A 24,796-nucleotide genomic window follows, 5' to 3' on the forward strand; every position below is an offset into this window, starting at 1 on the left:
ATGAACGACATTCTTGCGAAGATCCTTGCCGTCAAGGCCGAGGAAGTCGCCACCGCCCGCCAGATGCGCAGCGAGGCCGAACTGCTGCGCGAGGCACAAGCCCGGCAGGACGTACGCGGCTTCGCCCAGGCCATCGAGGACAAGATCGCCGCCGGCAAGCCCGGCGTCATCGCCGAGATCAAGAAAGCGTCGCCCTCGCGCGGCGTGCTGCGCGAGAACTTCAGCCCCGCCGAGATCGCCGCCTCGTATGCGGTGCATGGCGCGGCCTGCCTTTCGGTGCTGACTGACGTGCAGTTCTTCCAGGGCTCGCACGACCACCTGCGCCAGGCGCGCGCCGCCTGCCCGCTGCCCGTGCTGCGCAAGGACTTCATCATCGATCCTTACCAGGTGGTGTTCTCGCGCGCGCTGGGCGCCGACTGCGTCCTGCTGATCGCGGCGGCCCTGTCGCCGGCGCAGCTGAAGGAGCTGGAAGCCTGCGCCATGGACCTGGGCATGGACGTGCTGGTGGAAGTCCACGATGCCGCCGAACTGGAAGTGGCGTCGCAATTGCGCACGCCGCTGATCGGCATCAACAACCGCAATCTGCGCACCTTCGAAACCACCCTGCAGACCACCCTGGACCTGCTGCCGCGCGTCCCCGCCGGCCGTCGCATCGTGACGGAAAGCGGCATCCTGCGCCCGGAAGACGTACGCATGATGCGCGCCAACAAGGTGGATGCCTTCCTGGTTGGCGAGGCCTTCATGCGCGCCGCGGATCCCGGGGCGGAACTGGCCCGCCTGATCGCCTGAAGCCGGACAGGCCGCCGCCCCGCGCACGGGCGCGCCCGACCGGGCCGTCCGGGGCGAATAGGCCCCCTTCGACGGTATTCATCGTCCCTTTCCACCGTGGCGCGCGTTGCTAAGATCGCGCCATGCCGGAGCCACATGCCGTGGCCCATGCCCCGCGCCCGACGCTTATTCGAGGACACCCACACAGGACGCCCCCGCCATGGATGAAGCTTTCAGCCACCAGTTGTCGATGACCATCCTGATGACGCCGGACATGGCCAATTTTTCCGGCAATGTGCATGGCGGACATATTCTCAAGTACCTGGACCAGGTCGCCTATGCCTGCGCCAGCCGCTATGCCGGCCAGTATGTGGTCACGCTTTCGGTGGACCAGGTGGTTTTCCGCGAGCCCATCCATGTGGGAGAACTGGTGACCTTCCTGGCGTCCGTCAACTACACCGGCCGCACGTCCATGGAGATCGGCATCAAGGTGATCACCGAGGACATCCGCCAGAAGCTGGTGCGCCATACCAATAGCTGCTACTTCACCATGGTGGCCGTGGATGAGCTGGGCAACCCCACGCCCGTGCCCCCGCTGCAGCCGCGCAACGAAGAAGAGCGCCAGCGCTTCGAGGCCGCGGACCAGCGCCGCGCCCTGCGCCAGGAAATGCAGCGGCGCCACGACGCCATCAAGCGCAACGTGGCGGACAGCGCCGCGTGACACGGCGCCACGCGGCAATGCGAAGCGGGTCCGGGGCTGCATTCCGTACGGTCAGTGCTGCAGCGCTTCGGTCACCATGGCCGCGAGCTGGTCCAGGTTGAACGGTTTTTGTAACACCCTTTCGTGCTCGAGCACGGTGCCGCTGACCTGCGCGTCGGCATAGCCCGTGGCCAAAATGACCGGCAAATCCGGCACCAGCTTGCGGGCCTGTTCGATGACTTCCGCCCCATTGAGCTTGGGCATGATGAAGTCCACCATCAAAAGGTCTGGCGGCTCCTCGCGCAGCAGCGCCAGGCCTTCCTCGCCGTCGGCGGCCTGCCGGACCTCGTAGCCGAGGATCTCCAGGCATTCGACGATCAGGTGGCGTACGGATGCGTCGTCGTCGATCACCAGCACGTTCGCGGCGCGCGCCTGGCCGACGTCGTCGGGACCCTGGGCCGCCAGATCGTCCAGCGCGGCCGGATCGGCGGGCGCCAGCCAGATCTCCACCACCGTGCCGCGGCCTTCTTCGCTGGCGATGTGCGCGGTGCCGCCCGACTGGCGGGCGATGCCGTAGACCTGGCTCAAGCCCAGCCCCGTACCCTTGCCCACGGGCTTGGTGGTGAAGAACGGATCGAAGACCTTGCTCAAGGTCTGCGCGGGAATGCCCGTACCGGTGTCCCTCACGGATATGACGACATAACGTCCAGCGGGCAGGTCCCCCTCGCCGCTTTGCCGCAAGGCCGTCGACAGCGTAACCTCGCCGCCCGCCGGCATGGCGTCGCGCGCGTTCAAGCACAGATTCAGGACCGCCAGCTCCAGCTGGTTGGCGTCCGCCGTGGCCAGCGGCAGATCGGGCGCGAATTCGGTCAGGACGCGTACCGTGGGGCCCAGCGACAGGCCCAGCAGCTCGCGCATGGCGGCCAACAGGGCGTTGACGTCGGTCGGGCGCAGATCCAGGTTCTGGCTGCGCGAGAACGCCAGCAACTGCGACGTCAGCTTGGCGCCGCGCTCCACCGCGTGCCGGGCGTTCAGGGCCAGCCGCCGCATGCGTTCATCGGAGGAGATGCGGTGGATCAGGTCCACGCTACCCATGATCACGTTCAGCAGATTATTGAAATCATGGGCCAGCCCGCCGGTCAGTTGGCCGATCGCTTCCATCTTCTGCGATTGCACCAGCGCGCTCTGCGTCCGCTCGCGCTCGCGGATCTCCTTCATCAGCCGGTCGTTGGCCCGTGCCAGCGCATGGGTGCGTTCGGAGATGCGGGTCTCCAGCGTCTCGTTGAATGTGCGCAGCGTCTCGCCGGTTTCCGCCTGGCGCTGCAGCACCGCGCGCGCGTCGTATTGCCGGGACCGCGCCCGCAAGGCGGTGGCGATGGCGCGGCGCACAATGTCCTCGCGCAAGGGACGCGGCAACAGGATCACATTCCCCAGCGGATCGTAGGCATCGGCGGGGCGCGCTTCCGCGCCGTCCTGCTCGGGGGGCTCGATCACCAGGAAAGGAAAATCCGACCATGACTCCTGCAGGCGCACCCAGTCCGCCAAGCCGGCCAGCGCCGCGGGATCGATGGCTTCTGCCGACAGGATGGCGCACCCCGCGCCGCGCTGCAGCGCGGCCCGCAGTTGCGCCGCGTCGTCGCAGGCTATCGCCTGTTCGCTTGTCGCCCCGAGCACATTTCGTATGACCTGTGCGTCGTCGCCGTGCGGCGCCAGAATCAATACGTGCGTGGCCTTGTCCACCGGGCCTCCCTGTTTGCCGTGAGAGCCCATTACAGCAGCTTGGACGCGCGCGGCGTTGTTACTCCGTGTTGCAGCGGGTGCGCGATATTTTCTCAGGCCGCCGATGGCGGGGGCGGCCCGCCCGCGCCGGCCATGATAGGCTTGGCCTCATCCATGACGGGCTTCGTGCCGTGCCACACGGCCGGCCCTGCCGCCGCGCGCAGGCCTGTGCCGGTCCGGCAATCGCCAGGAAGACACGCTTCATGTCCAAACCGCTCGAAGACTACGGAATCATCGGCAACATGCTGTCAACCGCGCTCGTGTCGCGCGACGGCTCCATCGATTGGCTGTGCCTGCCGCACTTCAATTCGGCGGCCTGCTTCGCGGCCCTGCTGGGCAATGAAGAGCACGGCTGCTGGCACCTGCGGCCGCGCGGCGCCTTCAAGACGCGGCGCCGCTACATCAGCGGCACGGCCGTGCTGGAAACCCATTTCGAGACGCCCGGCGGCACGGCCACGCTGTTCGACTTCATGCCCCTGAGCGACGACGAAGAGCGCGTGGACGTCGTGCGCATCGTGCGCGGCGAGCGCGGCCAGGTCGACTTCGACATGGACCTGGTACTGCGATTCAACTACGGCCAGGCCGTTCCCTGGGTGCGCCGGCGCGACTACGGCATCAGCGCCATCGCGGGGCCGGACGCCGTCGAGCTGCACACCCAGGCTCCGCTGGAGGGCAAGGACCTGCGCACCGTGTCGCGCTTTACCGTGCGGGCCGGCGAGCACGTGCCCTTCACGCTCTCCTACCACCCCTCGCACAAGGTGCCGCACTTCGTGCCGGACCGGCTGGAAAGCCTGGACCGCACGGTGGCATGGTGGAAGGAATGGTCCAAGCGCTGCCGCACGGACCGCCGCTTTCCCGAATGGCACGAAGCCATCGTCCGCTCCCTGATTACGCTGAAGCTGCTGACCTTCCGCCCCACGGGCGGCATCGTCGCCGCGCCGACCACTTCCTTGCCGGAGAACCTGGGCGGCTCGCGCAACTGGGACTACCGCTATTGCTGGCTGCGCGATTCCGCGCTGACCCTGTACGCCCTGCTGAACGCCGGGTATCGCGAAGAAGCCGAAGCCTGGCGCATGTGGCTGATGCGCGCGTCGGCGGGACATCCCAACCAGCTGCAGATCATGTACGGCATCGCCGGCGAGCGCAGCCTGCCCGAGATGGAAATCCCGTGGCTGCCGGGGTATGAGAACAGCGCGCCGGTCCGCATCGGCAATGCCGCCTCGGCGCAGGTCCAGATGGACATCTACGGGGAGCTCATCGACACCCTGCATGCCGCGCGCGAGGCCGAACTGGCCCCGCTGGAACAGGCCTGGCGGCTGCAGCGCATATTGCTCGCGCCGCTGGAGCAGGGCTGGAACACCGAGGACCACGGCATCTGGGAAGTGCGCGGCGCGCGCCGCGCCTTCACGCATTCCCGCCTGATGTGCTGGGTGGGCTTCGACCGGGCCGTCAAATCGGCGGAACGGTTCCACCTGCAGGGACCGGTGGACCGCTGGCGCCGCGCGCGCGACGCCATACGCGCCGACATCCTCAGCCACGGCTTCGACCCCGGCATGAACAGCTTCGTGCAGTACTACGGGGGCAAGTCCCTGGATGCCAGCCTGCTGCTGATTCCGCAGGTCGGCTTCCTGCCGATCGACGATCCGCGCGTGACCGGCACCGTGCACGCCATCGAGCGGGGCCTCCTGCGCGACGGGCTGGTCATGCGCTACGTGCCCGAGGAGTCGGACGATGGCCTGGCGCAGGACGAAGGCGTCTTCCTGGCATGCAGCTTCTGGCTGGTGGACGCCTATGTCATGCAGGGCCGGCTGGACGACGCGGCCGCGCTGTTCGAAAGGCTGCTGTCGCTGCGCAACGACCTGGGCCTGCTGGCCGAAGAATACGATCCGGTCCGCCAGCGGATGGTGGGCAACTTCCCGCAGGCCTTTTCCCACATCGGGCTGATCAATAGCGCCTACAACCTGCTGCAGGCCCAGGGTCCGGCGCGGCAACGTTCGCGCAGCGCGGCCCCCCATAACGGCTCCGGCGCGCATAACGGCTCGGGTGCCGGGAACGGACCGGATGCCCATCACGGCAACGCGCCGCACGGCGAACCGGCATCGGCGGATCGCGTCGCCGCGCGCGACACCGTCGCATCGCCGGAGCAGTCCGCGGCGGCCGCCGGCGTCACACCCACGGTCCGGACAGGCGATCCAGGGGCCTCGCAAGGCAGCTAGTCCGCCGCGACATGGGGCAAGTCGGTTTCCTCAGGCCGCCGATCGGCCGGCGCCGTTCGCCGCGTACGCATGAAGACCAGGCAGGGAATGGCCGCCAGGGTCAGCCACATCATGAAGCGGAAGTCGTCCAGATAGGCGATGAAGGAAGCCTGGTTGGTCAGGACCTGGTTCATGCCGGCAAGCCCGCCGGGCGTGCTCATGTCGAACATGCGCGACAGCGCGTCCGGATGCATCGCCAGCGAGGCCGCCGACACATAGCTGCCCAGGGACGCGTGCAGGATGGCGCTATTGCGCACCAGCAGCGTCTGCATCGCCGAGATCCCGATACTGCTGCCGATGTTGCGCGACAGGCTGTAGATCGCGGTGCCATCGGAACGCAGCGAGCGGTCCAGCGTGGAAAAGGTCATCGTGGTCAGCGGCACCGAGGTAAAGCCCAGCCCCAGCCCCTGGATGAAGCCGGGCACCACCACATCCCACTCGGTAATCTGCGGGGTGTAGCCCGACATCTGCCACAGCGACAATGTCGTCAGGCCAAAACCCAGGGCGATGATCAGGCGGCCGTCCATCTTGCCCACCATGCGCCCGGCCACCAGCATGGACAGCATGGTGCCAAGGCCGCTGGGGGCGGTAACCACGCCCGTGGTCACCACGGGATAGCCCAATATCGTCTGGAGCAGCGGCGGCAGCAGGGCCCGCGTCGCATAAAGCAGCAGGCCCAGCAGGAAGTAGAAAGCCAGGCCCATGGCGAAATTGCGGTCCCGCAGCAGGGCCACCTTGAAGAAGGAGTGCTCGCCGCTGGTGGCCGTGTGCAGCAGGAAGAACGTGAACGATATGAATGCGCACACGGCATAGATACGGATTTCTCTCGAGTCGAACCAGTCCGCCTGCTCGCCGCGATCCAGCAGTAGCTGCAACAGGCCGAGGGCCAGCGCCAGCGTTGCGAAGCCGAACACGTCGAAGCGCGAATCCCGGCGCGTGCCGTCGTCGCGGATGTATCGGCCCACGCCATAGAAGGACAATATGCCGACCGGCAGGTTGATCAGGAACACCCAGCGCCAGTTCATGTTTTCCGTCAGCCATCCCCCCAGCGTCGGCCCCAGGATAGGCCCGAGCATCACCCCCATCCCCCACACCGCCATGGCCTTGGCGTGATCCTTGGGTTCGTTCACGTCCAGCATCACCGCCTGCGACAAGGGCACCAGGGCGGCGCCAAAGGCGCCCTGCAGCAAGCGAGCCAGGACGATCTGCGCCAGGTTCGCGGCGGCGCCGCAGGCCAGCGACATGACGGTGAAACCGGCGATGGACACGAGGAACACCGACTTGAGGCCGTAGCGCCCCGTCAGCCATCCCGTGACCGGGGTCGCAATGGCGGCGGCGACGATATAGGAAGTCAGCACCCAGGTGATCTGGTCCTGGGATGCCGACAAGCCGCCCGCCATGTGCGGTAGGGCGACGTTGGCGATGGTGCTGTCCAGGGTCTGCATGATGGTCGCCAACATGATGGAGACCGTGATCATGGACTTGTGCGGGACCGCGCCCGGATGGCCGGCTGGTGACATGGATTTAATAACCTACGTTACTATCTGCGCAAAAAAAGGGGGCGCCGCGGCGCCGCGCCCTACTCGACGTGCGGCAGCAGCTTGCGCAGCAGTCGCTCCAGCTCGTCGATTTCCGATGCCTCGAAGTTGGAAAACAGGGATTTCAGTTGCGCCCGCCGCTTGGGCAGGTATTGCCGCACAAAGGCCAAGGCCTTGGGCGTGAGCTGCAGGAAGACCTGGCGGCGATCGCTTTCGCCGGCCTGGCGATCCACATAGCCCTGGCGTTCCAGCTCGCGCGCCACGCGCGTGCTGTTGGTGCGCGAGGAATTCATGAAAACGCTGAGCTCCGACGGCTTCAGGCGATGCTGTTCGCTGGCATAGATCACGACCAGGGACGTCCACAAAGTAGAATTCAGCCCGTGCTCGCGCAGGGGGGCGTCCATGTGTTCGCCCAGCCGCGTGGCGACGTGCGTGAACAGGCGGCTGAGCACGGACTCGCGCAATTGCAGCCGAGACGAAAGACGCATCGCCAGGTCGGACATGGCCTGCTCGAAGGGCTCGAAGGAAGACTGGGACATCGCATACCGGCGAAACTGATAACGTACGTTATTATATGGCCCACGGCACTGACACCGCACTGAACGCGGGTCAACCCGGACGGAATCCCCCTGGGCGGCACGGCGCGTTTCGGGTTAAATCGGCGTTCCGGCCACGGGCCCTCCCCTGTTTCCCCGCCACCATGTCCGCGCACCCCGATAGCCTTTCCCATTCCCGCGATACCCTGGCCCTGCGGGTCGACCTGGCCCTGGCCCTGCGGGCGGCGGCGCATCATGGGTTTGAAGAAGGCGTCTGCAATCACTTCAGCGTCGCCCTGCCCGACGGCAGCGACCGCTTCCTGATCAATCCCCGCGGCCTGCACTGGAGCGAGGTCGATGCCGAGGACATCGTTCTGGTGGATGCCCGCGGCATCAAGCTGGCCGGCCCCCACGACGTGGAAGCCACGGCCATGTTCATCCACGCGGCGATCCACCGCATCGCGCGCAAGGCATGCGTGCTGCATACGCATATGCCTTATGCGACGGCGCTGACGCTGACCGCGCGCCGCGGCCTGGACACGCGGCTGTCGCAGAACGCGATGCGTTTCCACGGCCGGGTCGCCATCGATGCGCGCTATGACGGCCTGGCCCTGGATACCGCCGAAGGCGAACGCATCGCGCGCGCCATGGGCAGGGCCGATGTGCTGTTCCTGGGCAACCATGGGGTGGTCGTCTGCGGCGAACGGATCGACTACGCCTACGACGACCTGTATTTCCTGGAACGGGCCTGCCAGGCCGAAGTGCTGGCCTTGTCCACCGGCCAGGCGCTGGAACCGGTCTCCGAGGCCGTGGCGCGGCATGTGGCCGTACAGGTGCAGGGCGAGCGGCTGCAGTCCACCTTGTTCTTCGAATCCCTGCGCCGCCGCCTGCCGCCGATGGGCCGCTGAATATCAGAACGCCGGCACGACGGCGCCCTTGTACTTCTCCAGGATGAACTGCTTGACTTCGGGCGTGTGCAGGGCCGCGACCAGCTTCTGCACCGCCGGCTGGTCGCGGTTGTCCGGCCGCGCCACCAGCACGTTGGCATACGGCGAATCCGAACCCTCGATGAACAGCGCATCCTTGGTGGGCACCAGTCCCGCCTCCAGGGCGTAGTTGGTGTTGATCAGCGCCAGGTCGACGTCATCCAGCGAACGGGGCAGCATCGCGGCCTCCAGCTCCTGGAACTTCAGCTTCTTCGGGTTTTCGACCACGTCCAGCGGCGTCGCGCGGATGTTCCTGGCGTCCTTCAGCTTGATCAAGCCCTGCTTCTGCAACAGCAGCAGCGCGCGACCGCCATTGGTCGGGTCGTTGGGGATCGCCACCGTGGCGCCGCTCTTCAATTCGGACACGTTCTTGATCTTGCGCGAGTACGCGCCGAAAGGCTCGACGTGCACCTTGGCGATCGCCACCAGATTCGCCTTGCGGTCCTGGTTGAAGGTATCCAGGTAAGGCTGGTGCTGGAAGAAGTTCAGGTCGACCTGCTTGTCCACGAGCTGCAGATTGGGCTGGACATAGTCGCTGAAGACTTTCACCTCCAGGTCCACGCCTTCCTTGGCCAGGGCCGGCTTCACGAAGGCCAGGATCTCGGCGTGCGGGACCTGCGTGGCCGCCACGACGAGTTTGTCCGCCGCGCCGGACGGGGCGGCCCACAGCAGCGCCGCGAGCGCGGCAACGGCCGCCCAGGCGGCCAGCAAGCGCCGGCCGAAACCGGCGGGCGCGTGGGTTGCTTCGGAAGGCGCCGGCGCGCCCGCGGCGCCCGCGCGCCGTATCGATCGAGTCATTTTGTTCCTCCTCATGGGGGTTCCCGCATGGACCGTTTAAAACGAAAGGGATCAAATCTACATGAACGGGGCTTTTTTGTACTCCATCTCTTTATTACGCGCTGGCATAAGCCTCAACGGGTAATACAATGCCGGTCAGCGGCACCGGGTGCCGCGCCCTTTGTCCATCATCATCGCGTTGCACCGCCATGACCGATACCTCCCAGACCGCCGCCCTGTCCCCCGCGCTGAAGGCCAGCGTGCTTTCCGAGGCACTGCCCTATCTGCGGCGCTTCCACGGCAAGACCATCGTCGTGAAGTACGGCGGCAACGCCATGACGGAAGAGCGCCTGCAGCAAAGCTTCGCCCACGACGTCGTCCTGCTCAAGCTGGTGGGCCTGAATCCCGTCGTGGTGCACGGCGGCGGCCCGCAGATCGACGATGCCCTGCGGCGCGTGGGCAAAAGCGGCACGTTCGTGCAGGGCATGCGCGTCACCGACGCGGAAACCATGGAAGTCGTGGAATGGGTGCTGGGCGGCCAGGTCCAGCAGGACATCGTCATGATGATCAACGAGGCCGGCGGCAAGGCGGTCGGCCTGACGGGCAAGGACGGTGGCCTGATCCGCGCCCGCAAGAAGCTGATGGACAACAAGGAAAACCCCGGCCAGCCGCTGGACATCGGTTTCGTGGGCGACATCACGCAGGTGGATCCGGCGGTCGTCAAGGCGCTGCAGGACGACCAGTTCATTCCGGTGATCTCGCCCATCGGCTATGGCCAGGATGGCAAGGCCTACAACATCAACGCCGATGTGGTCGCCGGCAAGATGGCCGAAGTACTGGGCGCCGAAAAGCTGCTCATGATGACGAACACGCCGGGCGTGCTGGACAAGAACGGCCAGTTGCTGCGCAGCCTGTCCGCGCGCGCCATCGACGAACTGTTCGCCGACGGCACCATCTCCGGCGGCATGCTGCCCAAGATTTCGTCTTCGCTGGACGCGGCCCGCAGCGGCGTCAATTCCGTGCACATCATCGATGGCCGCGTACCGCACTGCCTGCTGCTTGAACTGCTGACGGACCAGGGCGTGGGCACCATGATCACGTCGCGGTAATGCATATCCATCGGCATCTGTTGCGGCCCGCGGCGCGGCTGCGCCGCTCCCGCCGGATCGCCAGCGCGGTTCCCGCCCGGCTGTGGCTGTTCGACCTGGACAACACGCTGCACAACACCTCGCACGCCATCTTCCCGCGCATCGATGCCGGCATGACGCGCGCGGTGGCCGAGACCCTGGGCGTGGACCTGGACACCGCCAATACCCTGCGCAGGACCTACTGGAAGCGCTACGGCGCCACCGTGATCGGCATGGTGCGCCATCATGGCGTCAATGCCGAGACCTTCCTGCGCATGAGCCACGACTTCGACGTCCGCCCGCTGATCAAGGCGGAAACAGGCCTGCCCGCCAAGCTGCGCCGCCTGCCCGGGCGCAAGGTGCTGCTGACCAACGCGCCGCTGCACTACGCCCGCGCGGTACTGCGCCACCTGGGGCTGCTGGGCCAATTCGACAGCCTGTGGGCCATCGAGCATATGAACTGGCACGGCAGCTTCCGGCCCAAGCCCTCGGCCACCCTGCTGCGGCGCGTCCTGGCACGCGAAGGCGTGGCGGCCGCCCATACGGTGCTGGTCGAGGACACGCTGGAAAACCTGCGCGGCGCGCGGCGCGTGGGGCTGCGCACGGTCCACATCAACCACCCCGGCACACCCTTCAGCAAGGGGGGCCGCAACCGGCCGGGCTACGTGGACTTGCGGGTAAACTCGGTCAGCGAGCTGCTCCTGCAACGGCGGCCCCTGCGGCGCTAGAAATCTTCCTTCAGTTTTTATTCCTGGACTTTCCACTACCGGACGCTACGCGGACGGCCTTACCCATGGCAAGCAGACCCGGCGAAAAGAAAACGCAGATCCTGCAGACCCTGGCGGAAATGCTGGAGCAGCCTCACGCGGCAAGAATCACCACGGCGGCCCTGGCGGCACGCATGCAGGTTTCCGAAGCCGCGCTGTACCGGCACTTCGCCAGCAAGGCGCAGATGTTCGAAGGCCTGATCGAATTCATCGAACAGACCATATTCACGCTGGTCAACCAGATCGCGTCAGCGGAACCCCAGGGCATCGGACAGGCGCGGCGCATGGTCAACATGCTGCTGACCTTCTCGGAGCGCAACAAGGGCATGACGCGCGTGCTGACCGGCGACGCGCTGGTCACCGAAGACAACCGCCTGCAGGAACGCATCAACCACATCAACGATCGCATCGAGGCTTCGTTCCGCCAGGCGCTGCGCACGGCCGTCCACGATGGCGGCCTGCCCAACAACGCCGACGTCAGCGCGCATGCCAGCCTGTTGACGCATTTCGTGCTGGGACGCTGGCTGCGCTATGCGCAAAGCGGCTGGCGGGTAGCGCCCACGGCCCACCTGGACGAACAATTGCGGCTTGCCTTGGGGTGATGGCCGGACCGACGCGCTCAGCGATGGGCGCACACGGCGCATTCATGGTCGCGCGGCACGTTCAGGCTGCGCCACTGCATGGACAGCCCATCCAGGCATAGCAGGCGCCCGGAGAGCGTTTCCCCTATGCCGGCCAGCAGCTTCAGGGTTTCCGCCGCCTGCACGCTGCCGATGATGCCGACCAGCGGCGCCAGCACGCCCATGGTGGCGCAGTTGGCCTCTTCCACATCGTCGGCCTCGGGAAACAGGCAGTGGTAGCACGGCGATGCCTGGCCGCGCAGGTCGAACACACTGACCTGACCGTCGAAGCGGATGGCCGCGCCGGATATCAGCGGCTTGCGGTGATGGACGCAGGCGCGATTGATCTGGTGCCGCGTCGTGAAGTTGTCCGAGCAATCCAGCACCACATCCGCGCGCGCGACCGCGGCTTCCAGCGCCTGGCCCTGCAGGCGTTGTGCAATGGTTTCGACAACGATCTCGGGATTGAAGGCATGCAAGGCGCGGCGGCCTGACTCGACCTTGGGCTGGCCCAGGCTTTCGGTGGTGTGCAGCAGCTGCCGCTGCAGATTGCTGAGTTCGACCACATCGTCGTCCACCAGCGTGATGTGGCCCACGCCGGCGCTGGCCAAATACATGGCGGCTGGGGAGCCCAACCCCCCCGCGCCGATGATCAGCGCACGCGCCGCCAGGAATTTCTCCTGCCCTTCGATACCCAGTTCGTCGAGCAGGATGTGGCGGGCGTAGCGCAGCAACTGCCGGTCGTTCATTTTGCCTTGGCGGGCTCGACTCCGGACGGCGTGATGATCATGCGTTCGGTCGGCGGGGCGGACGCGCCGGCGGCTTGCTGGCCACCGGCCTTGTCGGTCGCGGCCGTCTTCGGCACCGCCTTCTGGATGGGTTTGTTATCCAGCAGATTCAGCGCCTGCTTCAGCTGGAAATCGTCCTTGCCGCCGAACTCGAACGTCTTGGGCAGTTCGATATTGGCCGGGTCGTTGCTGGACCTGATTTCGCCGTTGGGCGCTTGCTGGTTGGCCAGGTGACGCTGCAGGTCGGCTTCGCGCGGCAGGCGGAACAGGTCGCCCGTGGCCGTATCCGCCACGACGTAATCGGGTTCGATGCCGGTGGCCTGGATGGAACGGCCGCTGGGCGTGAAATACCGTGACGTGGTCAGCTTGATGGCGGTGTCTTCGCTGAGCGGCAGGATGACCTGCACCGAGCCCTTGCCGAAGGTCCGGTTGCCCATCACCTTGGCGCGCTTGTGATCCTGCAGGGCGCCGGCGACGATCTCGGAGGCGGACGCCGAGCCCACGTTGACCAGCACGACCATGGGCACGGTCTTGACCCAGCCCGGCAGGCCGGACAGGTAATTGCCTTCGCCGCGGGCGTATTCCGCCGGCGTGGCAAGGTACTTATGACGCGAGTCGGGCGTGCGGCCATCGGTGGACACCACCAGCGAATCCGGCGGCAGGAAGGCCGAGGCCACGCCGATGGCGCTGGTCAGCAGCCCGCCCGGGTCGTTGCGCAGGTCCAGGATCAAAGCGCGCGGCGCTTGCTTTGCGCCGAGTTCGGCCAGCTGGCGCGCCATGTCGGCGCCGGTCTTTTCCTGGAACTGGGCGATGCGCACATAGGCGACGTTGCCATCGAGCATCTTGCTGCGCACGCTGCGCACCTTGATGACGTCGCGCACGATGCGCAGCACGATGGGCTGCGGATGGTCGGCGCGCATGATGGTCAGCGTGATGGGCGTCTTGGGCGCGCCGCGCATCAGCTTGACGGCATCGTTCAAGGACATGCCCTTGGTGGGCGTGTCGTTGATCTTGGTGATCAGGTCGCCCGCCATGACGCCAGCGCGCGCGGCAGGCGTGTCTTCGATGGGCGAGATGACCTTGACGTAGCCGTCTTCCGCGCCGACTTCGATACCCAACCCGCCGAACTCGCCCTGCGTGGCGGTCTGCATGTCGCGGTAGGCATCGGCGTCCAGATAGGCGGAGTGCGGATCCAGGCCCGACACCATGCCGGAAATCGCATTGTCGATCAGCGTCTTGTCGTCGACGGGCTCGACGTAGTTATTCTTGATGGCGCCGAAGACGTTGGTGAACTGGCGCAGTTCCTCCAGGGGCAAGGGGCTGCCGCCGCGCTGCGCCACCGCGCTTACGCCGACACTGAGCATGACCCCGGCGACCACGCCCAGCGACACCAGGCCGAAACTACGAAACTTGCGAGTGCTCATGCACACTTCCTGAATTGGTTTAGCCAAACGCTTCTACTGGGCCAACCACTGGGCTGGGTCCACCGGCGCGCCACCATGACGAATTTCAAAGTATAGGCCCGATTCCACCTGCCCGCCCGTCGCGCCGGCCGAGGCGATGGTGTCCCCCGCCGCGACCCGATCGCCCACCTGCTTGAGCAGTGCCTGGTTGTAGGCATACACCGTCATGTACTGCTGGCCGTGATCCACGATGATGAGGTTGCCGAAGCCCCGCAGCCAATTGGCGTAAACCACGGTACCGGGAGCGACGGCGTGCACCGGCGTGCCTTCCGGCACGCGCAGGACGATGCCGCGCCACACGCCGCCGTCTGGACGGCTTAGACCGAAACGGCCCTGCATGGTTGCACCCTGCACCGGCATGGGGAGTCCTGGCCGCAAGCCGCGCCCGACGGCGGGCTGCGGCCGCGCCGGCGGCGCCTGGGTGGCCGGCGCCGGTTCAGCCGGTTTTAAGCCGTCTATGCTGCCGCGCGCGACGGGCAGCCCCGCCTGCGCGGCGCGGCGGGCCTCGGCCTCGGCGTCCTCGGCCTGCTTGGCGGCGGCGGCGGCCTGCCTGTCCGCGGCGGCGGCAGCCTCGGCATCGCGACGGGCGGCGGCTTCCACTTGCTCGCGCGCCTGCGTGGCTTCGCGAGCCTCCTGGGCACGGCGCGCGGCGTCCGCCGCCTTGCGGGCATCGTCGGCCCGCTTGCGCGCTTCTTCCGCCTTGCGCCGGGCCTCTTCCAGCGCCTGGCGCCTGGCTTCCTCGGCCTTGCGCGCCGCTTCCGCTTCCGCCTTGCGGCGAGCCTCTTCGGCCTTGCGGCGCGCTTCCTCGGCCTTGCGCGCTTCCTCGGCCTGCTTTTCGATGGCCGCCTGCAGATCGTCGATCAGGCGCGACATGCGCTGGTCGTCGCGACCGAGCTTGACGGCTTCCTCGCGCTGGGCCGTGATCTGCCCTTCCAGGCGCGCCAATACGCTGGCCCGCTCTTTCTGTTGCGCCAGCAGCTGCGATTTCTGGTCGGCGGTGTCCTTGACGACCTGGGCGATTTCCTGGCGCCGCGCATCGGCCCGGCCTTGCAGGCGGGCCAGTTCGTCCAGGTCGCGGCGCAGCGCCTGCACGGCTTCGGCGCGCGCCTGGGACACATAGCCCAGATAGGCCAGATTGCGTCCCAGCTGCTGGGGATCGTCGCCGGAAAGCAAGGCGGTCCAGGGCGACAGGCCGCTGGTGTATTGCGCCCGCAGTTGCCGGGCAAGTTCCTCGCGCCGCTGGGCCAGCACGGCCTGCTGCGCCGTCATCTGGCGTTCCAGCCCGGCCAGGTCGGCCTCCGCCTGTTTGCTCTGGGCGGCCAGTTCCGCCAGCCGGCGGTTGATCTGCGAGATGGCGGTCTCGGACTGGCGCAACGCGTCGGCGGCTTCCTTGCGCGCCGACTCGCGTTCGTCGATGGTCTTCTGCAGCGACTGGATGCGCTCGCGCAGCGCCGACTGCTGGCGCTGCGCTTCGGATTGCTTTTCAGCAAGATCCGGCGGCGCCGCACGCACGCCGCCGGCGGCCAAGGCCAGCACCAGCGTGGCCGCCGTCCATCCCCTCGCCGCAAGCCGCATCGATCAGGCCTTTTTCGCCTTGCCCTGGGCGGCCACGGCCGCCATGGCCGCCTCGATCTCGGCGGGATCGCCCAGATAGTAGTGGCGCAGCGGGCGCAGATCGTCGTCCAGTTCGTACACCAGCGGCTGCCCGGTGGGAATATTCAGGCCGACGATGTCGTCGTCGGAGATATTGTCCAGATGCTTGATCAGGGCGCGCAGGCTATTGCCGTGCGCCGAGATCAGCACGCGGCGGCCGGACCGGATGGCGGGCGCGATGGACTCGTTCCAGAACGGCAGCACGCGCGCCACGGTGTCTTTCAGGCATTCGGTGGCCGGCAGCTGGTCCGCCGGGATGCGCGCATAGCGGCTGTCGAAGCGCGGATGGCGCGGGTCGTCCTGGGGAATGGGGTCCGGCGCGATGGCATAGGCCCGGCGCCAGATCAGCACTTGCTCCTCGCCGAACTTGGCGGCGGTCTCGGCCTTGTTCAGGCCCTGGAGGTCGCCGTAATGGCGTTCGTTCAGGCGCCAGCTATTGCCGATGGGCGTGTACATGGCGTCCATGGCGTCCAGGGCGATCCACAGGGTGCGGATGGCGCGCTTGAGCACCGAGGTATAGGCCAGGTCGAAGGCATAGCCCTCGCGCTTGAGCAGCTCGCCGGCGGCGCGCGCCTGTTCCCGGCCCGTGTCGGTCAGGTCCACGTCGGTCCAGCCCGTGAAGCGGTTTTCCAGATTCCACTGGCTTTCGCCATGACGCATGAGAACGAGTTTGTGCATAGTGCGGATCGCTTGAAACGGAGGTGAAAGATGCCGGATTGGCATCATTTTATAATTGCACGGTTATGCCCCTTCCGGCCCATGGCAAGCCAGCGCCCGGACCGGCGGCGCCTGGTGGGCGGTTTACCGCTCCGTTAACCGTCATATTTCAGGACGTTCCGTGGATTTTCTGCATTTTCTGCTTAGCCAGAACAACGTTTTTATCGTCGCCGCCGCCGTCGTGTCCGGCATCATGCTGGCCCTGCCGGCGTTGCGCAAGGGCGGCAGGGGCGGCGGTGTCGGAACGGCGGAAGCCATCCAGATGGTCAACCAGCGGCAAGCCGTCCTGGTGGACGTGCGGCCTGCTGAACAGTACCAGGCGGGGCACATCGCCCAGGCACGCAGCGTGCCTGCCGCGGATATCGACAAGAAATCCGCCAGCCTGCCCAAGAACAAGCCGCTGGTGGTGGTATGCGAGCAAGGACGCGACGCCAGCCGCGCCGTCGCCCGGCTGAAAGCCCAGGGCTTCGGAGAGGTCGTCGCGCTGGAAGGCGGCATGAAGGCCTGGAGCCAGGCCGGCCTGCCGGTCACGCAGAAGGCCTGAGCGCCGCGGCGTACCGGCGCCTGTCCGCCGCGCATATCCCTTCGCCCCACTTCGACCAGAGAATCGTCACGATGAAAAAAGTCCTGATGTACAGCACCGCCGTCTGTCCGTATTGCGTGCGCGCCGAAGCCCTGCTGAAACAGCGCGGCGTGACCGAGATCGAAAAGATCCGCATCGACCTCGATCCGTCCCAGCGCGACGCGATGATGCAACGCACCGGCCGGCGCACCGTGCCGCAAATCTATATCGGCGATACCCACGTGGGCGGCTACGACGATCTTGCCGCGCTCGACCGCGCGGAGAAGCTGGTCCCCATGCTGGGCTGAACCCGGCGGGCCGTCCCGTGGACGGCCCAACCCTTGCCTGACCCAGGCCCACCCTTACCAACCCGGAATTTCTCATGGCTGATCAAAACAACCAGCAAGCGGGCGACGACACGCCGTCGTTCAATCTCCAGCGCGTTTACCTGAAGGACATGTCGCTGGAAATGCCCAATGCGCCGCACATCTTCCTGGAACAGGAGACGCCCCAGGTCGAGGTCAGCATCAACGTGGGCGGCCAGCGGCTGACCGAAACGCTGTTCGAATCCACCGTCACCGTCACCGTGACCACCCGCATCGGCGACAAGGTGCTCTATCTGGTGGAAGGCACGCAGGCCGGGATTTTCGAACTGGCCAATATCCCGCAGGAACAGCTGGATCCGCTGCTGGGCATCGTCTGCCCCACCATGGTGTACCCGTATCTGCGCGCCAACGTGGCCGACGCCATCACGCGTACATCGCTGCCGGCCCTGCACCTGGCGGAGGTCAACTTCCAGGCCTTGTACGAACAGCGCATCGCCGAATTGCAGCAGCAGCAGTCGCAGCAATCGGGCAATGAGTCCGGCATCATCCTGCCGCCCAATGCCACGCGCCAATAAGAGCACCGGAAACGCGCCCGGCCAGGACGCCGCGCAGGCGGCCCCCCGGGTCGCCGTGCTGGGCGCCGGCAGCTGGGGCACCGCGCTGGCGGCCGTGGCCGCCCGGCGGCGCCCCACTTTGCTGTGGGCGCGGCAGGCGGCCCAGGCCGAGGCCATGCGCGCCACTCACGAAAACGCCCGGTATCTTCCGGGCGTTTCTTTGCCCGCCGCGCTAGGAATCGGCGACAACCTGGACCAGGTTCTGTCGCGCACGGCAGAGGGCGGCGGCATCCCCCTGCTGATCCTGGGCGTGCCCGTGGCCGGGCTGGAGGCGATGTGCGGCGCGCTGGCGCGGCGGTTGCCCGCGCTGGGCGCCGCCGGCTGGCATGTGGTGTGGACCTGCAAAGGCTTCGACGAACAGCAGGGACGCCTGCCGCACGAAGTCGCGCGGGATTCGCTGGGCAAAGTGCCTGGCATCAGCCTGGGCGTGCTCTCGGGCCCCAGCTTCGCGCGCGAAGTCGCGCAAGGCCTGCCGGTCGGCCTGACGGTCGCCAGCAGCGACGCCGGCTTGTGCGCGGCCACCACGGCGGCCCTGCACGGCGGCGCCGTGCGCGTATATGCGGGCGCCGATGTCGTCGGCGTGGAAGTCGGCGGGGCAATGAAGAACATCATATCCATCGCCTGCGGCGTTTCCGACGGCTTGATGCTGGGCACCAATGCGCGCGCCGCGCTCATTACCCGCGGCCTGGCCGAAATGACGCGGCTGGGCGTGGCGCTGGGCGGGCGGGCGGAGACCTTTTCCGGGCTGACCGGCCTGGGCGACCTGGTGTTGAGCGCGACCGGCGAACTTTCCCGCAATCGCCGCGTGGGCCTGGAAATCGGCGCTGGGCGCAAGCTGGATGAAATCCTGGCCGGCGGCATGACGGCGGAGGGCGTGCGCGCGGCGCGGTCCGCGCTGGCCCGTGCCCGCGCGCTGGACGTCGATTTGCCCATCACCGCCGCCGTGTGCGCCGTTCTGTTCGACGGCGTCTCCCCCATGACGGCCGTCTCCACCTTGCTGGCGCGCGATGCCCGCCCGGAGAGCGGCGACCTGCGCGTACCCGATTAGGCTTCTATCGATCCCCAAAACACAGCGGCCGCCCGGCGCGGCCCATGCATCCAGCCAAAGGAGAAATCGATGTTTCTATCCACCCCCGGCCGTCGCGGCGCCCGCGCGCCCCGGTTGTGGCTGGCCCTGGCCAGTCTTGTCGCCGCCATGGCGGTGGGCGGCCCCGCCCGCGCGGAATGGCCCGAGCGTCCCATAGACCTGATCGTGCCCTTCCCCGCCGGGTCGTCCCCGGACCTGCTGGCGCGCATCGTCTCGGAACCGCTTTCCCAGGCCCTGGGCAAGCCCATCATCGTGCAGAACAAGCCGGGCGCCGGCGGCAACATCGGCACCCGCCTGGCGGCCGAGGCCAAGCCGGACGGCTACACCATGCTGTTCACCATCAACGGCCCGCTGACGACAGCGCCCACGCTATATCGCAAGACGCTGGGCTACGATCCCTTCACCGACCTGGCGCCGGTCACCCTGGTGGCGACCAGCCCCAATGTGCTGGTGGTGCCCAGTAACCTGAACATCAAGACCGTGGCACAGTTCGTCAAGCTGGCCAAGGACAAGCCGGGCGCGCTGAACTATGGCTCGGTGGGGCCGGGCAGCGCGTCGCAACTGGCCATGGAGATGTTCAAGGAGCAGGCCGGGCTGGATATCGCGCATATCCCCTATCCGGGCTTCCCGCAGGTGATCAGCGCCATTATTTCCGGCGACATCCAGTCGTCCTTCATGGTGCCGGCGATCGCCATGCCGCAGGCGCGCAATGGCAAGGCCACGGTGCTGGCCGTCACCAGCCTGGAACGGGCGGATACCTTGCCCGACACTCCGACCATGGCGGAACAGGGTTATCCCGGTTTCGAGGCGATCTCCTGGGATGCCATCCTGGTGCCGGCGGGCACGCCCAGCGGCATCGTCGAACGGCTCAACAGCGAGCTGGCGCGCATCATCAGCAGCGATAAAGTCCGCGAGCAAATGGCCGTGCAGTACTTCACCCCCGCACCGTCGTCCCCAGAGCAGTTGACGGCGCGCATGCGGGACGAGAAAGCCCGCTGGGACGCCGTGATCCAAAAGCTGAACCTGTCGCTGGATTGAAATCGCGGGCGTATGCCCGCGATCCCCCGTTCACGCCTGGCCCCGGGCGAGCCACGCCATGGGCTTCGGCCGGATCGTGGCCATCCCCATGCTGCTAGGCCATGCTGGTGGACGGTTGCGCCGTTGGGGTCGACCGTTGTGCCGAGTCGGCCAACGGTTGCGCCGAGGCGGTCGAGGCCTGCGCGCCGGGCTGCGCGCCGGACGGGCCGGCCGCCGACGGCGGTGGCACATCCGGTTCAGCGTCTTCCAGACCGGCAGCGTCCTCGAAGCGACTGGCATAGCGGTTCATGGGATTGTTGTCGAAGAAGCGCCTGCCGGAATAGAGCAAGCCTTGCTGGAAGTAGCGGTAGATGAACCGGTTTTCCTCGACGATGGTACGGGTGAGCGCCTCGGCCTTGAGGAAGTCGTCCATGCGGTGTTCATATCGCGCCAGCCGCCCGATCAGCCTGCCCATGTAGCCCGGATCCTGCCGCGCCCAGCCGGCGTCGTAGGCGGTGAAGGCGCCGTCATCCGGCCTGGCCCACGTGCCGCCGTCGACCCGGATGATGCCGTCCAGGGCGGCCTTGATGCCTTCGTAGTCCTTGCTGCTATCGCGATCGAACTTGCTGGCCAGCCGTGCGAGCTGCATGGCATAGCCGCGCGCCTCCGGCTCTTGTTCCACCGCCGCGCGCAAGCCCGTCCAGCAGCGATGCGCCGTACGCTGCCACTGCACGGAATCGCGGGGCGTGACGCGTTCTTCATCCAGGAATTTGTTGCGCCACCATGCCTGCAGCGTGGAAAGCACGGGCAGCTTGGCGCGGCGATCGCGCATATCGGGGCATGCCTGCTGCAGATTCCTGTACAGGCTCTTCAGCTGTCTTGGCCCCAGGCGCGCGATAGCCAGGGAGAAGGCCATGCGCAGATATCCGTCGCAGGCCGTATCGCGAAATCCCGCGTTGTCGAATTCCGCGCGCAGGTCGTCGCCGACGACCAGGAAATCCTGGAAGGCGCGGCGCATTTCGGCGGGGCGGAGTGTGTCGCGGGATGCTTCCTTGATCCAGCGGTGCAGGCGTTCTTCCACATGAGCCTGGTGATAGGAGAATCGCGCCGCCTCCAGCTTGACGCTGTTGCCGACCACCAGGTAGCCGCCCCAGAACGCGATCTTGTCCCACGCCTTGCGCAGCGCCCCGCGGGCCTTCCTGGGCAACGCACCGTCCAGGCCATCGAAGTCGGACGGATTGCGCCAGCCCGCTTGCGCCCGTGCATCGCCCGCGGCCAGCGCGGTCCCCTGGACAATGACCTGCACTTCCTGCAGCAGGCGTGTGTACTGCGGCCCAATGATGTCCGCGTTGTTGGTGACCCGCAGCACGCCGTCAATGAAACGGGCAAAGACGGCCGGGTCCCGCCAGGCGGTGTTCTGCAGGAGCTGGACGCGATCGGCTTCCGCGGCGCGTTCGAAAATCAGCTTGGACAGGTACGCCGCGCGCCCTTCGTCATTGCGCATGGACAGGCACAGGCCCCGCAGCAATGCGTGCACGGCGTCCCGGGCCTGGCCATAGAACTCGGGCTGTTGCGGCAGCGCGACCTGGCTGGCGTCCGCGCCGCGGTCGCTCATGCCCTGCAGGGCACGGTCTTCGATGAGCCGGGTGACGTCCGCCAGCGCATGCAGCGGCTCGGTCTCGTAGCGGCGTACGCGCTCTTCGTCGGCGGCATCGCGCCAGGCATCCAGGACATCCGCCGACCTGAGGCGATCGGTGCGGGCGGCTATGGTGCCCATATACCCGCCGGGCGCCACGGTACGGTACATATCGTCGAAGGCGCTGTCCGACAGCGCGCGCAGGGACCGGCCGGCATGTGCCTTGATGTAGCGCCTGACGTCCGCGGAGGATGGCTCGGCCACGTCCAGCTTGCCGGCCAGCGTCGCCATCCAATCCGGTTTACCCGGATGCGGCAATCCATCCACTTTGTGCTTCTGCTCCAGCATGACCAGGCAGGGTTCGACGTGATCGTTGGCGCAGGCGCGCAGCGCATCGTCCCAGGCGGAAAAATCGACGGCGCATTCGCGGCGCAAGGCCTGGCCGCGCTCCACCAGCGTGCGGCATGCGCCGATGGCCTCTTCCAGCGCCGGGCGGCGGGCCGCGCTGGCTTGCAGCGCCTGCACGGCGCGGTCGATGGATGCGGCCAGGGCTTCTTCCCGTGCATAGGCCCAGAGCCGGTCGACGGATTTCGCCGCATCGTCCGGCGTGGCATCGGCGCCCAGCCTGACGGCCTCCCTGCCTTTCTGGATGGCGGCCTGCAGCACATTGGGGCCCGCGCCCTGTGCCTGGCGGGCCTGCCCCAGCGCCAGCGGCGGCAGCGCCTGGCAGAGCCGCGTGCCGTGCTTTTCCAGATGGTCGCGCGCATCCTTGCGGCACCGGAGGGCGGCGGCGTGCATGCGTTCGAACTTTTGTTCCGCGGCCTTGATCCTGGGCAAGCCCTTCTTGAAAGCCTTTTTATAGCGCCGCACATCGGCGATGTCGGTATCCAGCCGCTGCTTGGTCTGCGCGCGAGCCTTGTCCGCCGCCGAGCCGGCGGAGCCCAGCGCGGGCACCCGCTTGAGTACCGGCCGCATGGTGTGCATGGCGCGCACGGCCGTGTCCATGCAGGCCTGTTCCATACGGACCGTTGCCCTGTCGACCTTGCGGGAGAGTCTGCCCTGGGCGCCCCGCACCACGGCGACGCAGCGGTTGGCGACGGTGCGGGTGGCCCGGCAAACGTCCCGCACCCCGCGGCGATGCGGCGTGGACGCCCTGGCCTTGACGAGGGTGGGCGAATCCGCCTGGGTAGCCGAGGCGTCGTATTGCGCCGAATGGCCGGCTGCATGGCTCGGACCCGGCCCGGCCGGGGTAAGGCCTGTGCAAGAGGTGGCTGGAGGAATGTTCATAGGGAATCCTTCTGCTGCGGTATGAATATCCCCTGCCCTGACCGGCGCTGGGCCGCATCGGGAGTGCGCGAGAGAGATTCAGGTAAAGCCGCCACCGCGGGTCGCCGACAGCTCCGGCCGGTCTGTACCGGTCGTGGCCATGGACTTCTGTATCGCAATGGTCATCCACTGGGTACACCGGGCGCACAGCCGGTTCCTCGGGGGAGCGCGCGGTTTCGACGCACCCCGAAAATGGGACACGAACCCGCCCCCACCGCCCGCGCAGGTCGCGAATCGATATCGACGATTACAGCCTGGGAGATAGCGCGGCGCGAACTGTGCGTGAAACCGCCGGCACTGGCCGCGGAAAGCCCGCTACACGCCGCCGGAATAGCCGGCCTGCCGCCACGCCTCGAACACGACCACCGCCACGGCATTGGATAGATTGAGACTGCGCTGTCCTGGCCGCATGGGTAGACGCAGGCGCTGGCCGGGCTCGAACAAGGCCAATTGCGCTTCCGACAGGCCCGCGGTCTCGCGTCCGAAAACGAACACATCCCCCGCCTGGAACGACGTGCCGGCGATGGAGTGCCGGGTGCGCGTGGTCAGCGCGAAAACGCGGCCGGGTGGCGCGGCGATGGCGGCCAGGGCCTCGGCCAGGGTGGCATGCACGCGCACCGGCTGCCATTCGTGGTAGTCCAGGCCGGCGCGGCGCAGGCGGGCGTCGTCCAGCTCGAAGCCCAGCGGTTCCACGAGATGCAGCTGCGAACCGGTATTGGCGCACAGGCGTATCGCATTGCCGGTGTTGGGCGGGATTTCGGGTTCGACGAGAACGACGTGGAACATGGCTGGGCAGCGCGCCGGGGCGCGGAACGGGAAGGAATGACGGCAGGAACGGGCGCGGGCCCGCCATACGCGGGCCCGTACGGGCGTCCATACGGGCATCCATACGGGGGGTCCATGCGGCCCCGCGGCCTACGGCAGGCGATATTGTGCCAGCGTGCCGGCCGCGTCCGCCGGCGCCCGCGCCGCCACCAGCGCGACGATGCGCCCTGCTCCGGCGGCCCGCAGCGCGAGCGCGGCCGCATGCAAGGTACTGCCCGTGGTCATGACGTCGTCGACCAGGGCGATGGGGCATGGGGGAATCTGCGCCGGACACGCATAGCCGCCCGGCGCCATGCGCAGCCGGGCTTCGCGGGAAAGGCCGCTTTGCTTGGGGCCTTCCCGGCTGCGCGCCAGCCAGCCCAGGCGGACAGGCAGGCCCGTGCGCCGCGCCAGCGCGCGCGCCAGTTCCGCCGCGGGATTGAACCCGCGCCGCCGCAGCGACGCGCGCGACGACGGAATGGGTACCAGCACGGTGCCGGGTGCCAGATCGCGGGCACCGCCGCCGTCCGGCGGAAAGCCCGGCGCGCGCAGGATGAAGTCGGCCAGCGGCCCCGCCAGCACCAGGCGCTTTTCGACCTTGTAGCGGCTGATCAGCATATCGCCAGGCGCCTCGTAGTCGAAACCGGCGGAGGTACCGGCCAAGGGCAGGGATCGCCGGGCGCAATCCGGGCAGGGACTGAGCTCGGCGCGCAGCCGCAGTGCGCAGCGGGGGCAGCGCGGCTGGCCGGCATGCATGGTCGCCGCCACGTCGCGCAGGCAACCCGCGCAGGGGCGTCCGCCGGCGGACGGGCCGCCACACAGCGGACAATCCGTGGGGATCATGGAAAGCAGCCGGTATCCCGCTGCGCGCCACGCCTGCATGGGTATCTCCCTGACGAAATCCCGCACGGCGGCAGGGTCCACCACGGGGCCGGGCGCCGCCATGCGCA

General features: G+C 67.5%; 22 protein-coding genes and 1 pseudogene. 12 read left to right on the forward strand and 11 right to left on the reverse strand.

Annotation, left to right across the window (positions count from 1 at the left end):
* Together trpC and BAU06_RS23920 are read left to right on the forward strand one after the other, a co-directional pair.
* Nucleotides 1-789: an indole-3-glycerol phosphate synthase TrpC gene (trpC, locus tag BAU06_RS23915; protein ID WP_066356492.1), complete on the forward strand. Its 789-nt coding sequence runs from the start codon at nt 1-3 to the stop codon at nt 787-789.
* A gap of 199 nt (nt 790-988) precedes the next feature.
* Nucleotides 989-1,489, forward strand: coding sequence for an acyl-CoA thioesterase (locus tag BAU06_RS23920; RefSeq protein WP_066356495.1), 501 nt, complete (start codon nt 989-991; stop codon nt 1,487-1,489).
* A 51-nt stretch (nt 1,490-1,540) separates the two neighbouring features.
* Here BAU06_RS23920 and BAU06_RS23925 read toward each other — a convergent pair whose 3' ends face one another.
* Entirely contained in the window at nt 1,541-3,208 is a 1,668-nt protein-coding gene (locus BAU06_RS23925) for a response regulator (RefSeq protein WP_231933953.1), read from the reverse strand.
* A 242-nt stretch (nt 3,209-3,450) separates the two neighbouring features.
* Between BAU06_RS23925 and BAU06_RS23930 the strand changes: the two are divergent.
* Nucleotides 3,451-5,280, forward strand: a pseudogene (locus BAU06_RS23930) (glycoside hydrolase family 15 protein); the annotation flags it as partial.
* A 179-nt stretch (nt 5,281-5,459) separates the two neighbouring features.
* Here the strand turns inward: BAU06_RS23930 and BAU06_RS23935 are convergent.
* Together BAU06_RS23935 and BAU06_RS23940 are read right to left on the reverse strand one after the other, a co-directional pair.
* On the reverse strand, nt 5,460-7,022 hold the full coding sequence (locus tag BAU06_RS23935) for a DHA2 family efflux MFS transporter permease subunit (protein ID WP_066356501.1): 1,563 nt from the start codon (nt 7,020-7,022) through the stop codon (nt 5,460-5,462).
* A 59-nt stretch (nt 7,023-7,081) separates the two neighbouring features.
* The gene (locus tag BAU06_RS23940) at nt 7,082-7,579 is read right to left on the reverse strand and encodes a MarR family transcriptional regulator (protein WP_066356503.1); all 498 of its coding nucleotides are present in this window, start codon (nt 7,577-7,579) and stop codon (nt 7,082-7,084) included.
* Nucleotides 7,580-7,740: 161 nt separating this feature from the next.
* On the opposite strand from BAU06_RS23940, the gene BAU06_RS23945 reads away from it, so the two are divergent.
* Nucleotides 7,741-8,484, forward strand: coding sequence for an aldolase (locus tag BAU06_RS23945; protein ID WP_066356506.1), 744 nt, complete (start codon nt 7,741-7,743; stop codon nt 8,482-8,484).
* Between the two features lie 3 nt (nt 8,485-8,487).
* On the opposite strand, the gene BAU06_RS23950 is transcribed toward BAU06_RS23945, so the two are convergent.
* Entirely contained in the window at nt 8,488-9,360 is an 873-nt protein-coding gene (locus BAU06_RS23950; RefSeq protein ID WP_082988447.1) for a MetQ/NlpA family ABC transporter substrate-binding protein, read from the reverse strand.
* Nucleotides 9,361-9,548: 188 nt separating this feature from the next.
* On the opposite strand from BAU06_RS23950, the gene argB reads away from it, so the two are divergent.
* The 3 genes from argB (at nt 9,549) to slmA (ending at nt 11,835) form a co-directional block, all read left to right on the forward strand.
* Nucleotides 9,549-10,448: an acetylglutamate kinase gene (gene argB / locus BAU06_RS23955; protein ID WP_066356509.1), complete on the forward strand. Its 900-nt coding sequence runs from the start codon at nt 9,549-9,551 to the stop codon at nt 10,446-10,448.
* Nucleotides 10,448-11,194, forward strand: a complete 747-nt coding sequence (locus BAU06_RS23960; protein WP_066356513.1) for a pyrimidine 5'-nucleotidase — start codon at nt 10,448-10,450, stop codon at nt 11,192-11,194. The genes argB and BAU06_RS23960 overlap by 1 nt, the downstream gene beginning before the upstream one ends.
* 65 nt (nt 11,195-11,259) lie before the next feature.
* Entirely contained in the window at nt 11,260-11,835 is a 576-nt protein-coding gene (gene slmA, locus BAU06_RS23965; RefSeq protein ID WP_066356518.1) for a nucleoid occlusion factor SlmA, read from the forward strand.
* A 17-nt stretch (nt 11,836-11,852) separates the two neighbouring features.
* Here slmA and BAU06_RS23970 read toward each other — a convergent pair whose 3' ends face one another.
* Genes BAU06_RS23970 through gpmA form a run of 4 tightly spaced genes read right to left on the reverse strand, consistent with a single transcriptional unit; the run spans nt 11,853 to nt 16,435 of the window.
* Entirely contained in the window at nt 11,853-12,602 is a 750-nt protein-coding gene (locus BAU06_RS23970; protein WP_066356521.1) for a HesA/MoeB/ThiF family protein, read from the reverse strand.
* The gene (locus BAU06_RS23975; protein ID WP_066356523.1) at nt 12,599-14,065 is read right to left on the reverse strand and encodes a S41 family peptidase; all 1,467 of its coding nucleotides are present in this window, start codon (nt 14,063-14,065) and stop codon (nt 12,599-12,601) included. The genes BAU06_RS23970 and BAU06_RS23975 overlap by 4 nt, the downstream gene beginning before the upstream one ends.
* Before the next feature lie 33 nt (nt 14,066-14,098).
* Nucleotides 14,099-15,679: a murein hydrolase activator EnvC family protein gene (locus tag BAU06_RS23980; RefSeq protein ID WP_066356527.1), complete on the reverse strand. Its 1,581-nt coding sequence runs from the start codon at nt 15,677-15,679 to the stop codon at nt 14,099-14,101.
* Nucleotides 15,680-15,682: 3 nt separating this feature from the next.
* Nucleotides 15,683-16,435 carry a 2,3-diphosphoglycerate-dependent phosphoglycerate mutase gene (gpmA, locus tag BAU06_RS23985; RefSeq protein WP_066356530.1) on the reverse strand — a complete coding sequence of 251 codons (753 nt, stop codon included), beginning with the start codon at nt 16,433-16,435 and terminating at the stop codon, nt 15,683-15,685.
* Between the two features lie 160 nt (nt 16,436-16,595).
* Here gpmA and BAU06_RS23990 point away from each other — a divergent pair, with 160 nt between their 5' ends.
* The 5 genes from BAU06_RS23990 to BAU06_RS24010 all read left to right on the forward strand — a co-directional run bounded on the left by BAU06_RS23990 (nt 16,596) and on the right by BAU06_RS24010 (nt 20,101).
* On the forward strand, nt 16,596-17,018 hold the full coding sequence (locus BAU06_RS23990; RefSeq protein ID WP_066356532.1) for a rhodanese-like domain-containing protein: 423 nt from the start codon (nt 16,596-16,598) through the stop codon (nt 17,016-17,018).
* A 71-nt stretch (nt 17,019-17,089) separates the two neighbouring features.
* On the forward strand, nt 17,090-17,344 hold the full coding sequence (gene grxC, locus BAU06_RS23995) for a glutaredoxin 3 (protein ID WP_066356534.1): 255 nt from the start codon (nt 17,090-17,092) through the stop codon (nt 17,342-17,344).
* Between the two features lie 74 nt (nt 17,345-17,418).
* Nucleotides 17,419-17,937 carry a protein-export chaperone SecB gene (secB, locus tag BAU06_RS24000; RefSeq protein WP_066356536.1) on the forward strand — a complete coding sequence of 173 codons (519 nt, stop codon included), beginning with the start codon at nt 17,419-17,421 and terminating at the stop codon, nt 17,935-17,937.
* Nucleotides 17,921-19,024 (forward strand): NAD(P)H-dependent glycerol-3-phosphate dehydrogenase, encoded by a 1,104-nt coding sequence (locus tag BAU06_RS24005; protein ID WP_066356543.1) that lies wholly within the window; start codon nt 17,921-17,923, stop codon nt 19,022-19,024. Before secB ends, BAU06_RS24005 begins: the two co-directional genes overlap by 17 nt.
* 69 nt (nt 19,025-19,093) lie before the next feature.
* Nucleotides 19,094-20,101 carry a Bug family tripartite tricarboxylate transporter substrate binding protein gene (locus tag BAU06_RS24010; RefSeq protein WP_066356545.1) on the forward strand — a complete coding sequence of 336 codons (1,008 nt, stop codon included), beginning with the start codon at nt 19,094-19,096 and terminating at the stop codon, nt 20,099-20,101.
* Nucleotides 20,102-20,195: 94 nt separating this feature from the next.
* Here BAU06_RS24010 and BAU06_RS24015 read toward each other — a convergent pair whose 3' ends face one another.
* The 3 genes from BAU06_RS24015 to BAU06_RS24025 form a co-directional block, all read right to left on the reverse strand.
* Complete coding sequence (locus tag BAU06_RS24015; protein WP_156770321.1) at nt 20,196-23,003, reverse strand: hypothetical protein; 2,808 nt, start codon at nt 23,001-23,003, stop codon at nt 20,196-20,198.
* 354 nt (nt 23,004-23,357) lie between these two features.
* The gene (locus BAU06_RS24020; protein WP_066356548.1) at nt 23,358-23,828 is read right to left on the reverse strand and encodes a tRNA (cytidine(34)-2'-O)-methyltransferase; all 471 of its coding nucleotides are present in this window, start codon (nt 23,826-23,828) and stop codon (nt 23,358-23,360) included.
* Nucleotides 23,829-23,957: 129 nt separating this feature from the next.
* A complete protein-coding gene (locus BAU06_RS24025) occupies nt 23,958-24,791 on the reverse strand; it encodes a ComF family protein (RefSeq protein ID WP_231933954.1) in 834 nt (277 codons plus the stop codon).
* Nucleotides 24,792-24,796 lie beyond the last annotated feature (5 nt).

Origin of the sequence: Bordetella bronchialis (genome assembly GCF_001676705.1) — a bacterium.
In the GTDB taxonomy this organism is placed as follows: domain Bacteria; phylum Pseudomonadota; class Gammaproteobacteria; order Burkholderiales; family Burkholderiaceae_B; genus Bordetella_C; species Bordetella_C bronchialis.

Coding starts and splice junctions, on each gene's coding strand:
- trpC (WP_066356492.1), top strand. CDS start 1: ATGAACGACATTCTTGCGAAGATCCTTGCCGTCAAGGCCGAGGAAGTC.
- BAU06_RS23920 (WP_066356495.1), top strand. CDS start 989: ATGGATGAAGCTTTCAGCCACCAGTTGTCGATGACCATCCTGATGACG.
- BAU06_RS23935 (WP_066356501.1), bottom strand. CDS start 7,022: ATGTCACCAGCCGGCCATCCGGGCGCGGTCCCGCACAAGTCCATGATC.
- BAU06_RS23940 (WP_066356503.1), bottom strand. CDS start 7,579: ATGTCCCAGTCTTCCTTCGAGCCCTTCGAGCAGGCCATGTCCGACCTG.
- BAU06_RS23945 (WP_066356506.1), top strand. CDS start 7,741: ATGTCCGCGCACCCCGATAGCCTTTCCCATTCCCGCGATACCCTGGCC.
- BAU06_RS23950 (WP_082988447.1), bottom strand. CDS start 9,360: ATGACTCGATCGATACGGCGCGCGGGCGCCGCGGGCGCGCCGGCGCCT.
- argB (WP_066356509.1), top strand. CDS start 9,549: ATGACCGATACCTCCCAGACCGCCGCCCTGTCCCCCGCGCTGAAGGCC.
- BAU06_RS23960 (WP_066356513.1), top strand. CDS start 10,448: ATGCATATCCATCGGCATCTGTTGCGGCCCGCGGCGCGGCTGCGCCGC.
- slmA (WP_066356518.1), top strand. CDS start 11,260: ATGGCAAGCAGACCCGGCGAAAAGAAAACGCAGATCCTGCAGACCCTG.
- BAU06_RS23970 (WP_066356521.1), bottom strand. CDS start 12,602: ATGAACGACCGGCAGTTGCTGCGCTACGCCCGCCACATCCTGCTCGAC.
- BAU06_RS23975 (WP_066356523.1), bottom strand. CDS start 14,065: ATGAGCACTCGCAAGTTTCGTAGTTTCGGCCTGGTGTCGCTGGGCGTG.
- BAU06_RS23980 (WP_066356527.1), bottom strand. CDS start 15,679: ATGCGGCTTGCGGCGAGGGGATGGACGGCGGCCACGCTGGTGCTGGCC.
- gpmA (WP_066356530.1), bottom strand. CDS start 16,435: ATGCACAAACTCGTTCTCATGCGTCATGGCGAAAGCCAGTGGAATCTG.
- grxC (WP_066356534.1), top strand. CDS start 17,090: ATGAAAAAAGTCCTGATGTACAGCACCGCCGTCTGTCCGTATTGCGTG.
- secB (WP_066356536.1), top strand. CDS start 17,419: ATGGCTGATCAAAACAACCAGCAAGCGGGCGACGACACGCCGTCGTTC.
- BAU06_RS24005 (WP_066356543.1), top strand. CDS start 17,921: ATGCCACGCGCCAATAAGAGCACCGGAAACGCGCCCGGCCAGGACGCC.
- BAU06_RS24010 (WP_066356545.1), top strand. CDS start 19,094: ATGTTTCTATCCACCCCCGGCCGTCGCGGCGCCCGCGCGCCCCGGTTG.
- BAU06_RS24015 (WP_156770321.1), bottom strand. CDS start 23,003: ATGAACATTCCTCCAGCCACCTCTTGCACAGGCCTTACCCCGGCCGGG.
- BAU06_RS24020 (WP_066356548.1), bottom strand. CDS start 23,828: ATGTTCCACGTCGTTCTCGTCGAACCCGAAATCCCGCCCAACACCGGC.
- BAU06_RS24025 (WP_231933954.1), bottom strand. CDS start 24,791: ATGGCGGCGCCCGGCCCCGTGGTGGACCCTGCCGCCGTGCGGGATTTC.